14 protein-coding genes are annotated in these 10,354 nt (G+C 56.8%); 11 read left to right on the top strand and 3 right to left on the bottom strand.

Annotated elements, in window-relative coordinates:
* Positions 1-37: 37 nt before the first annotated feature.
* The 11 genes from glmS to rdgB all read left to right on the top strand — a co-directional run bounded on the left by glmS (position 38) and on the right by rdgB (position 8,199).
* Positions 38-1,861 carry a glutamine--fructose-6-phosphate transaminase (isomerizing) gene (glmS, locus tag IPH10_04240; GenBank protein ID MBK6910131.1) on the top strand — a complete coding sequence of 608 codons (1,824 nt, stop codon included), beginning with the start codon at positions 38-40 and terminating at the stop codon, positions 1,859-1,861.
* The gene (locus IPH10_04235) at positions 1,862-3,466 is read left to right on the top strand and encodes a tetratricopeptide repeat protein (protein ID MBK6910130.1); all 1,605 of its coding nucleotides are present in this window, start codon (positions 1,862-1,864) and stop codon (positions 3,464-3,466) included. It abuts the gene before it with no gap.
* The gene (locus tag IPH10_04230) at positions 3,466-4,005 is read left to right on the top strand and encodes a hypothetical protein (GenBank protein ID MBK6910129.1); all 540 of its coding nucleotides are present in this window, start codon (positions 3,466-3,468) and stop codon (positions 4,003-4,005) included. The genes IPH10_04235 and IPH10_04230 overlap by 1 nt, the downstream gene beginning before the upstream one ends.
* Entirely contained in the window at positions 3,980-4,264 is a 285-nt protein-coding gene (locus tag IPH10_04225) for an undecaprenyl-diphosphate phosphatase (protein MBK6910128.1), read from the top strand. Before IPH10_04230 ends, IPH10_04225 begins: the two co-directional genes overlap by 26 nt.
* A 21-nt stretch (positions 4,265-4,285) precedes the next feature.
* On the top strand, positions 4,286-5,041 hold the full coding sequence (locus tag IPH10_04220; protein ID MBK6910127.1) for a gamma-glutamyl-gamma-aminobutyrate hydrolase family protein: 756 nt from the start codon (positions 4,286-4,288) through the stop codon (positions 5,039-5,041).
* 90 nt (positions 5,042-5,131) lie between these two features.
* The gene (locus IPH10_04215; protein ID MBK6910126.1) at positions 5,132-5,626 is read left to right on the top strand and encodes a hypothetical protein; all 495 of its coding nucleotides are present in this window, start codon (positions 5,132-5,134) and stop codon (positions 5,624-5,626) included.
* Complete coding sequence (locus IPH10_04210) at positions 5,595-5,834, top strand: hypothetical protein (protein MBK6910125.1); 240 nt, start codon at positions 5,595-5,597, stop codon at positions 5,832-5,834. The genes IPH10_04215 and IPH10_04210 overlap by 32 nt, the downstream gene beginning before the upstream one ends.
* Before the next feature lie 269 nt (positions 5,835-6,103).
* A complete protein-coding gene (locus IPH10_04205; GenBank protein MBK6910124.1) occupies positions 6,104-6,670 on the top strand; it encodes a sigma-70 family RNA polymerase sigma factor in 567 nt (188 codons plus the stop codon).
* Between the two features lie 27 nt (positions 6,671-6,697).
* Positions 6,698-7,195 carry a hypothetical protein gene (locus tag IPH10_04200; protein MBK6910123.1) on the top strand — a complete coding sequence of 166 codons (498 nt, stop codon included), beginning with the start codon at positions 6,698-6,700 and terminating at the stop codon, positions 7,193-7,195.
* Positions 7,196-7,397: 202 nt separating this feature from the next.
* Positions 7,398-7,589 carry a hypothetical protein gene (locus IPH10_04195; GenBank protein ID MBK6910122.1) on the top strand — a complete coding sequence of 64 codons (192 nt, stop codon included), beginning with the start codon at positions 7,398-7,400 and terminating at the stop codon, positions 7,587-7,589.
* Between the two features lie 4 nt (positions 7,590-7,593).
* A complete protein-coding gene (gene rdgB, locus IPH10_04190) occupies positions 7,594-8,199 on the top strand; it encodes an RdgB/HAM1 family non-canonical purine NTP pyrophosphatase (GenBank protein ID MBK6910121.1) in 606 nt (201 codons plus the stop codon).
* Positions 8,200-8,211: 12 nt separating this feature from the next.
* On the opposite strand, the gene IPH10_04185 is transcribed toward rdgB, so the two are convergent.
* Genes IPH10_04185 through IPH10_04175 form a run of 3 tightly spaced genes read right to left on the bottom strand, consistent with a single transcriptional unit; the run spans position 8,212 to position 10,342 of the window.
* On the bottom strand, positions 8,212-8,487 hold the full coding sequence (locus IPH10_04185) for an HAD family hydrolase (protein ID MBK6910120.1): 276 nt from the start codon (positions 8,485-8,487) through the stop codon (positions 8,212-8,214).
* Entirely contained in the window at positions 8,484-8,891 is a 408-nt protein-coding gene (locus IPH10_04180) for a hypothetical protein (GenBank protein MBK6910119.1), read from the bottom strand. The genes IPH10_04185 and IPH10_04180 overlap by 4 nt, the downstream gene beginning before the upstream one ends.
* Positions 8,891-10,342, bottom strand: a complete 1,452-nt coding sequence (locus IPH10_04175) for a hypothetical protein (GenBank protein MBK6910118.1) — start codon at positions 10,340-10,342, stop codon at positions 8,891-8,893. Before IPH10_04175 ends, IPH10_04180 begins: the two co-directional genes overlap by 1 nt.
* Positions 10,343-10,354: the final 12 nt, after the last annotated feature.

Raw genomic sequence — 10,354 nt, 5'->3', positions numbered from 1 at the left:
TGTGACGCATTCAGATGACCAACGGGAGCATTAGAGTATGTGTGGAATTATCGGATATACAGGCTATCGCGAGGTAATGCCAATCCTGATCGGCGCGCTTAAGCGCATGGAGTACCGCGGCTACGATTCGGCGGGCGTGGCGGTGCTGAACGGCGTTTTGCATGTGATCAAGGACGCGGGTAAGGTCTCGAATCTCGAGCAGCTTGTGCGCGATTCCGGTGTAAACGGCAATTCGGGCATCGGTCATACGCGCTGGGCGACGCATGGCGTGCCCAATCAAGTTAACGCGCATCCGCATACGGACGAGCAATTTACGATTGCGCTGGTGCATAACGGCATCATCGAGAATTACAATGCGCTGCGGCATGAACTGAGCAAGTCCGGTCACACGTTTGTTTCGGATACGGACACGGAGATTATCGCGCATCTGATCGAAGAGTTTTACGAAGGGGATTTTCCGCAGGCTGTGACGCGGGCGTTGCGGTTGGTCAAGGGGACTTACGGCTTCGCGATTATCTCAAAGCATCAGCCGGGGATGATTATTGCGGCGCGGATGGGATCGCCAATGGTGATTGGGCATGGCGACCGCGAGAATTTCGTAGCGTCTGACCCGGCGGCATTCCTGCATTTCACGCGCGACGCGACATATTTGGAAGACGGTGAAATCGCGGTCTTGACCTCTGACAGGGTGGAGTACCGCAATCTGGCGGATCAGCCAGTGGACAAACACCTTGAGCAGATCACTTATGATATTGCGGCGATAGAAAAGGGCGGGTTTGCGCACTTCATGTTGAAGGAGATTTGCGAGCAGCCGCAGACAGTGGCCGATGCGATGCGCGGCCGCTTGCTGGCTGATGACGGGAACGTGAAGTTTGGCGGGATGGCTGCCGTCAGCAACACGCTTCAAAATGCCAAGCGAATTATCTTACTGGGATGTGGCACGAGTTGGCATGCCGGTCTTGTGGGCGAATATCTCTTTGAAGAGCTTGCCGGAATTCCGGCGGAAGTGGAATACGCTTCGGAGTTCCGCTACCGGTCGCCGATTCTTGAACCTGGTACTGTAGCGTTTGCGATTTCACAGTCCGGCGAGACGGCGGACACGCTGGCCGCGATTCGGGAAGCTCGTCGGCGCGGCACTCCGGTGTTTGGAATTTGTAACGTCGTCGGATCGTCCATCGCGCGGGAAACGGATGCGGGAGTCTTTTTGCATGCTGGTCCGGAGATTGGTGTTGCTTCGACGAAAGCATTCACCGCACAGATCACGGTTCTTTTCATGCTGGCGCTGGCGATGGGGCGGGGCAGACGCGTCGGCGCTGGGCGCGGACGCGAGCTTGTGCAAGAGCTGAAGGAGATTCCGCAAAAGATTTCGCGGATATTGGCCTCCCGCGAGCGCATCGAGACGATAGCGCATCACTATCGTGACAGCCGCAACTTCCTGTACTTAGGCCGCGGGTTGAATTTTCCGGTGGCGCTCGAAGGCGCTCTGAAACTCAAGGAAATTTCCTACGTGCATGCCGAAGGGTATCCGGCGGCAGAGATGAAACACGGACCGATCGCGCTGATTGATCAGAATATGCCGGTCGTGTTTATCGCTACCAAAGACGGCACATACGAGAAAGTGCTGTCTAATATCGAAGAAGTGCGGGCACGCGGCGGGCGGGTTCTTGTAATCGCCACGGAGGGCGACACCGAAGTTGCCACGCGCGCCAGTGAGGTTCTGTATGTTCCGGAGACTGATCCACTCTTGACTCCGCTGTTGACGGTTGTGCCTTTGCAGTTGCTGGCATACTACATGGCAGTTCACCGCGGCTGCGACGTTGACCAACCCCGCAATCTTGCGAAAAGTGTGACGGTCGAATAGATGCTTTATCTGCTGCTGTTGCTCTTTACCGTCGGCGGCTGGGCGGCCCCGTCCTCCGAGTTGAAACAGGCACTCGGTCACTATGAGTCTCGTGATTTTGAGTCGGCGCGTCACGCCGCCGAGTCTGTGCTTCTGTCCGGGCGCGGTGATGAGATTGAGGCGGCGCTCTACTTAATTGTACGCGTTAATCTGGCAACGGGCCAGGCGGATCGCGCGCAGCGCGGCGCTGAGCGTCTGTTGGACGCTTTCCCCGATGGCCGCTATGGACAGTTTGCGCGATTTGCTTTGGCGGAGAGCAGCTTCCTGTTGGATGGTATGGCGGCGGCGCGTGAACACCTACAATGGTGCGCAGATAGTGCTACCGACCGCAAGCTGACAAGCCGTGCTCGCGAAATCCTGGCGGAACAGTCTTCGTTTGATGCTGAGGAATATCTGTTTCCCGGCGCGGATGGCGAGGTTTCGCACGACCTTTTGGGCAGCGAACACCGGGCAAATGTCTGGTTACTGTTGTCCTTTCCAAATTATGACGATTCTGCTCCCGAGGACTTGCAGTCGGCGTTCACGTTTGCCGCGGAGCAACTTGACGCGTTTGATGTTACCGTGGAACGAGTGAGCAGCGCCTTGGGAGCTGTGAAGGTTTTGGATCGTGCCGTGGCGGACGCGTGTGACGTGATTGTGTTTGCCGGTGACGAAGGATCGGCGACTTCCTTGGCGTTAGCCAACGGTGATCACGAGTTTCCGATTTTGAAACTAACCAGCACGCCGCAGGCATTGGCGCCGCTGGCTCCAGGGATTGTCGAGATGCTGGCCAGTCAGGAAGCGCAAGCCGTGCAGGCAGCGCGCTTTGCCGCAATGGACCTGAATATTGATCACGGACTGTTGATGACTCCGCGCGACGATAACGGAGCGGCGCACCGCGTCGGCTTCGAGCGGGCCGGTGAGTTTGGTTTGAAGATAGATGCGGAAATTGAGTATCCTGCCAATGCCAGCAGCGTCCGACGCGAGCTGTATGACCTGATGTCAGCGCCAGCGCGGTTGGAGCGGGGCGCGGAGGTTTCGCAGGCGGTACTATCACGCGAAGCACGCGAGAAGCTGTTTGGCGAGAGCGGCGGTGGCGACGTAAGTGTCACGGCACTGCCGCCGTCCAGCGGTGTTGCGGAGGTATTCTTCTTTTCGCTCGAAGGCGATCGCATCGGCAACTACTGTTCTCAGATGGGACAGGTGCCGCAAGGCATGACGCTGTTCGGCAACAGTTCGTGGCTGGATGAGCGCGCGCTGTCGGCTCAACCGGAAGTAACACGGAATATGTATGTTGTGGCACCGTTGTTGCCAGTGGCCGACCGGCATACGGAACTCTTTCGCGCGCTCGATGACCGTGAGGAGTTTGACTTATCGCCGTGGCAATTGTTGGCCGTAGACGCGGCGGACTTTTTGTCCGCGATATTGCGCAGTCAGGCATCGTCCGGAACTAATTTTGTCGAAGCAGCGCGTTCGCTGGGCAAATTCTCCGGGTGCGCCGTGGAAGTGGATATCGCGCCGACCGGTGAGAATCGTACGGCGAGAATTTTGCAGTTTGATGGCGAAGCGTTGAAAGTGGTGAAGTAGTGACAATATGGCAAGCGGTGATCCTGGGAATTGTCCAGGGGATCACCGAGTTTCTACCGGTTTCAAGTGATGGTCACCTGGTTGTCGTGCAGCATTTACTCGGCCTTAGCGGGCCGCTGCTGACGTTTGACGTATTCATTCATTTGGGCACGCTGGCGGCAGTACTCTTGTATTTTCGCAAGCTGATTGCCGAGGCATGTGACGGGACTTTTCAATACCTCTCGACGACCCGCCGCATTGCAATTGCTGTGGCAGGTTGTTGTGGCGACCATTCCGGCAGTGATCGTTGGTTTGCTGCTGAAGGATGCGATCGAGGAGACATTTGGCAGCGCCTATGTGGCGGCGGTGAGCTGGTTCGTCATGGGACTGCTGCTGATTTGGTCGGTGCGTTACGGTCGTGGGTCGCGCCGAATGGACGACATTCGGACGAGCGATTCCTGGTGGATTGGTACGGCGCAGGTATTCGCGCTGCTGCCGGGGATTTCGCGTTCTGGAATGACCATTATCACAGGAATGAAGCGTGGTCTGGCACCGGTTGAGGCCGCACGTTTTTCGTTCCTGATGTCCATTCCCCGGGTTGCCGGAGCCGAAGTTCTGCAGCTTTCCGACGTACAAGGTTCGAACTTGTGGAGCGATCCGGCGATGCTGTCGGGGGCAATCGCGGCATTTGTCGTGGGATTGGGTGTGATTTCATTTTTGCTTAAGCTGCTAAATACCGGCAATCTGAAACCATTCGGCTACTATTGTATTGGTGCATCCGTGTTGATGTTGGGATATCTTGTTTTGAACGGGTCATAGTTCTAATAACTGCGGCAATAAATGAACGGCAATCCTCCGATTATTGGTATTTCGCCCGGCTATGCCGGCCCGGATCCGACGCGCACATTTGCGCCAGCAGGCCGCATCAATTTTTGCGACCTGAATTACATCGAATGTCTTGAGGCTGCCGGCGGGTTGCCGATAGTGCTAAGCTTTACGGAGAACCGCGATCAGATGCGGCGCCACGCAGATCACGTGGATGGATTGATGCTAATTGGCGGAACAGATATTCACGCGAGCCGCTATGGCCAAGAGATGCTGCCGACGGAGCAGATGCCGGTATTCGAGCGTGACGAGTTCGAGTTTCGTTTTCTGGAGTATTTCCTCGAGCGTGAAAAACCGGTCTTCGCGATCTGCCGCGGGCATCAAACTCTCAATGTGTTATTGGGCGGCACGCTGATCCAGGACATTCCGACGCAGTTGGGATCTGTGCACCACTTGCAGCCTCCGGGGACCGTCGCAATCGCACATACGGTTACACTGCTGGAAAACAGTCTGGCTCACCGCGTGTTCCGCGCGGAGACGGTCGAAGTGAACAGCTTCCATCATCAATGCGTGGACAGACTATCAGATAAACTCGTGGCGACCGGATGGAGTGAAGAGGGGATCATTGAGGTCTTTGAGCATGTGACGCATCCGTTTGTGCTGTCCGTGCAGTGGCATCCGGAGCGGATGCGATCGTTTCCGCAGCAGTCCAAGCTATTCGAGCAATTCGTGCGAGCATCCGCCCGTGAGCAGTTTGAACTGGCTGGCTGAATCGGTCCCGGTATTCCGGCGGCTGGCGCAGGCGATCACCCGCGGTGAGACATTTCCGGCCGTCGTGCTTGGGGTACGGAAGAGTATCTCTTGAGCGAAGCGAAGACTGCGCTGCTGACGCATCTACTGGCGGGGGCCAATTCTGACTTCGATTATTTTGAATGCGAAGCGGGCGCGATTGACATCAAGGACCTGAACTCGCAGTTGGTGGCGTTGCCGATGTTCGGTGCGCGGCGAGTCGTGGTGTTGAATGACTTTGATGACCTGCGTTCGGATGAGGCGAAGCACGGCCTTGTGAAGCGATACACGGCGGATCCATCACCGACGACGAGCCTGGTAATGATACAGCCGCTCGAGCGCAAGCCGGGCAAGCGCGAGCAAACGGCACTGCAAAATGACACGAGCGGCTATTGGTTCTTTGAACTGCGCACAGAGGAGAACGCGAAATTCGTGCGGGCGTTTACCGCGCTGCACGACAAGCGAATTGCCGTAGGCGCCGTGGAATATCTACTGGAGACTTCGACCTCGCAACTGCGGGATCTTCGAGCGAAGCTTGAGCGATTTGATTCTATACGCCGGCGTTGAGCCTGAGATCACTGTTGAGATGGTGATGCGGGCCACGGGCATTACGGCCGAGGTTGAGATGTTCGGGTTTGACGATGCCCTGTTGGCCGGTAACGCCTCCCGAGTTTTGCGCGAGGCTCGTGAATTATTGGACAAGGGATGGAGGAACTTGCCCTTGTGGGGCGGTTGCGCTCGGCGGCATCGCGGATATGGCTTTGTGGTGGCTTAGCGGCACGGCGGGCGACGGAGGCCGAGTTTCAGGCGGGTCTTGGTGGCCAAGTCTTTAAGAAAAATGATTTTATCCGTGCCTCGCAGAGATTGGGGGAGACTCGTATGCAGGACCTTCAGTTGAATATTCTTCAAATTGAGATGCACGCAAAGTCAAAAGGCTCGGATGTCAGGTCATTAATATATGAGTGGTTATGGTCCGCGTGCAGCGCGAAAAAAGTCGGCTCACACGGAACCAACGTAAATCAGCGGGAGTATGTCAGGTAGGCAATGAACAACAAGCCGATCGCATCCCTCACAGACGAGGAACTGATCGCGGCCTTTCAGCAGGAAGATGCCGCGGCGTTCGACGAAATTGTCCGGCGCTACCGTGACCCGCTCTATAACTTTGTGGTCCGGCTGCTGGGGGACACGCTCTTTAGTGAGGATATCGTTCAGGAGACCTTTGTCCGGGTTTACCGGAACAAGCACCGCTATCATCAGGTGGCCAAGTTCTCGACGTGGATCTATACAATAGCGTCTAATTTGGCGAAGACTGAAATGCGGCGGCGGAAGGTGCGCAACTTCTTCTCTATCAGTTCGAAGGGAAATGAAGAGCGCGACTACGATATCGTAGATCAGAGTGTAGACGTTGAGAAGCACGTGGATGGTCGTGTTCGCACGGAGCTGATTCTGCGTGAGATTGACAAACTGCCGTTTCACTTCAAGGAGGCCGTGTTGCTGCGTGATGTGCAGGACCCGTCTTATGAGGAGATCGCGGAGATATTGAAAGTACCGTTGGGCACGGTAAAATCCCGGGTTAACAGAGGGAGAGAACCCGTTTGCAAGTTGTATTAAAGTATTTGGCGAATGAGGAGTCCGATCGTGGTTAGTCCCGAACAAAACAGTGCGATGAACATGGCAGGGAACGCTGAGCCGGGGATGGATCCGTCTGAGCAGCGTGTTCGCAACGCATTGCGATCTCTTCCCAAAGCAAATTGTCCGGTTGGTTTCGAGTTTCGTTTGGAGCGTCGGTTGTCGGGCAAGCCTGTGCGCGAGACGCGTTCGGGTTGGCAGATGAGCTGGCTGGGCGCGGGCTTCGGAGTTGCGGCGGCGATGGTGCTGTCCTTCGTGGTCTTCGACTTTGGCTCCGTGACGGGAACGAGTTCCGCGGGCATTTCCGGTTCTCCGATGCGCAGTGGTGTGCAGATTGAACAGCCGGTTGAAGTAGCCAAGACGAATGTTGAGACGGTGGAACCGCAGACGACGCCGGAGCAGTCTGCCGAGCAGTTGGTCGCGACGCAGGATTCGATGAAGGACAAGACTAAGCCGGGCACGCTTCCCGAGGGGAACTACCAGACGGTGGGCACGAATCCGAAGTAGGCCAGTCAGCGTACTGAACGCAGTTTTACGAGCGCGGCGACCACTTATGGTTGCCGCGTTTGTTATCATACCATCATCACCACGTGATACCCGGTACGCGATATTCTCCTGGGAACTTGGGACGTTGTCCGTGCGTATGGTTGACAAACGGCGAAGAAATTGCTATATTCCCGTTCGACCTAACACCGAGAGGAAAGTATAAATGGCTAAGAAACAGACCTTTACCGACAAGTTGTCGAAGACGAAGTCGTCGGGTGCGAAGCACTGCCCGGTGTGCAACGATATCCTGGCCTCCGTGCGCGTGCGTGAGTTTGTGACCGAAGGCGGCCGCCGCGCCCAGACCTCGAAGATGGTCAAGGTGTGCAAGTGCAATAGCGCGGCAATCTACGGCTAAAGCGTTGCGCCGGATCGTCGTCGCGACCAACAACGCGAATAAGTTCCGCGAGATTCAGGAGAAGCTTGCCGGGTTCCCGGTCGAGCTACTGAGCCTCGCGGATTTTTCGTCTCTGCCACCGACGGTGGAGGACCAGCCGGACCTGTTAGGGAACGCGATTAAGAAGGCGCGGGAAGCGCACTCGGGGACAGGTCATTGGGCGCTGGCTGACGACACGGGGCTCGAAGTGGCCGCGCTGAACGGTGCGCCGGGCGTGTATTCGGCGCGGTACGCCGGTGAAAACGCGACGTATGCCGACAATTGTGAGAAGCTCCTGCGCGAGATGAGCGCCGTGACGGACGAGCAGCGTGCGGCGGCCTTCACAGCCGTGCTGTGCCTCGTGACGGAAGATGGAGTGTATTGCGTTGAAGGACGCTTGGATGGTGCGATCAATCGCGCTGGTCGCGGGGCTAAAGGCTTTGGCTATGATCCGGTGTTCGAGTTGCCGGATGGCCGTACGCTGGCCGAACTGGACATGAGCGAAAAAAACCGCCTGTCGCATCGAGGACAGGCGGTCGAAAAGATGATGAAGCTGCTGGGGTTTTTGCTGACTGTCAGGCCGGAGGCCTGACCCAGGTTCTCGCTAAGGAAATAGTTCGCGTAGTTTGGCATACATTTCCGGGACGGAATTCACTACGTAATCCGCTTGCTCTGATGGCATGCGGATTTTTTGTTGTTCATACCAGCCCGTGCGGAGCAGCAGAGTCTTGATCCCGAGCAATTTGGCGGGTACGACGTCGTTGTCCGGACGGTCGCCAACCATAAGTGCTTCGTGCGGCTCGATCCGCAAGCGTTCGAGCGCGTGCTGAAAGACGCGCAAATCGGGTTTGTAAAGTCCGTACTCACCCGCGGAAATCACATGGGCGAAAAAGCCGTCAATGCCCAGGGGCGCAGCCGCTCCGGCAGACCCTTAAGCTGGTTAGCGACAATGGCCATCGGGACGCGCGCGGCGAGTTGCTCCAGCAGTTCCTCGATGCCCGGATTGAGATGCTCTGAGTGTGAGGGAACCGACGCATAGAAGAGTTCTGTCGCACGAGCGGCCAGCATTTCGTCACGATCAACCAGGTCATAGAGCATCGCCTGAAAGGAGTAGGGCGCATAGGACTGCAGCGACCACTCTTTGGCCGCGGCAAACCGTTCGGCAGTCAGCGGCCGACCCATGACTTCCGCATACACCGTGCCAACCGCCGCCTCCCAGTGCACATACATCGGCTCTTCGTCTACCAGCGGTCCACCGACATCCCATAGGATCGCGCGCAGCATCAGAACGTTATCATAGTTTCGATGCGCACCGTGCGATATTGCTCGCCGTTGGCATAGGTGACGCGGTGATCATACACCAAATTGACATTAGGCGCTACACCGACGTAGAGCTTGCCGCCGTAGATTGTTCCGTCGTCCGGTTCATTGAAGAACTCCGGCTGATTCGGCTGATAAAAATAGCCGGCGATCTTGCGCAGGCGACTGAGATTCTCAGGCGGCGTGATGGCGGCTTCACCGAAAAACGTCTTGCCGCTGGGGTAGTTTTCGCCGTGCATATCGAGCGCCCAGGCGTACAGGTAGCCGATGTCTGTGAATGACATTGTCAAATCACCATACACGCCTTCGGCCTTGCCTAAGCTGCTCAGACGCTGCTCTTTGGTCGCGTAGGTTGTATCTCCAATGACTTGCGCCCGCTCAAGCTCGTAGGAGAAATCGAAGTAGTCACCGATGAACTGCTTTTCGTATTGGCGGTACTCAACTCCGACTTCAAACGGGTAGTAGGCAGCGCGCAGGCCCGGGAAAGACCAGCCCCAGCCATAGTCGTGAATCTGCGCCGCCTGTCCGTAGCCCCACAACGAGAATTTTGTGGGCTTGACGAGGGGCAGGCCGATGTCCACTCCGGTGAGCAGAACCTGATCCTTGCGGCCGCGATAGTCCGCGGGGAGTTTATAAATATTGGGTAGGTACCCCCATTCGATCAGCTGCGCAATTTCAGCGGGGTCGAGCAGACCGATGATTGAATCGCGCCTTTCGAAATCGTCCACGTCGCCAAAAAGATCGAGGCGGTTTGGCACGCCGTCGTCGTCATCATCGGTCAGACCGGCGTACTGATTTCCGTCCATCCCCACGCTGCCGCCAAAGGTGAGATTGAATTTGGGCAGCGGTTTCAGCGCGACGCGTCCGGCAATAACACCAGGGTCGTCGAACTCGCGGAAGTTGTTCGTCATGCCTTGGAAGCTAATCCAACCGTTCTTGCCGGTTTGCCCTTCGACATAGGCGCCGACACGCTTGACCTCGGGATACTGAATCGTGTTAGCGTAGCGGCGCATGATGATGCCGTAGCCGAGTGTTACATTGTCGAGCGCCCCGACGCGCAAATAGAGCGGATCACCGGGCGCACCGTAACGGATGTAGTAGATTTTCTCAATGGCATCTTCCGGTTCGTCCCACTCATCTTCTTTGAGATTGCCCTCTTCATCAACGCGAACCGTGAGGTCCAGGCCGACACCCCACTTACCTAATGGGATGTCCGGGCGCAGGCCGAATTGCTGGTAGAGCTTGCCGTTGATGATGACCATTCCGATGGTAGCATTCCAACGAATTCGCCCATCCGTCCCCGCGCCTCCACGGAACGGCGGGTCAAAGGCCGGGTCAAGCACTTCCTGACCCAGCACCACAGTGGCGAGCGACAGGACGAGCATAAGGGAGAGGTGACGGAGTCGTGGGCCCATAATTGTGGTTAA

This window comes from bacterium, assembly GCA_016702305.1.
Classification (GTDB): domain Bacteria; phylum Electryoneota; class RPQS01; order RPQS01; family RPQS01; genus JABWCQ01.
Note: the sequence above shows the minus strand (reverse complement) of the source record. Positions and strands in the feature narration are given on the sequence as shown.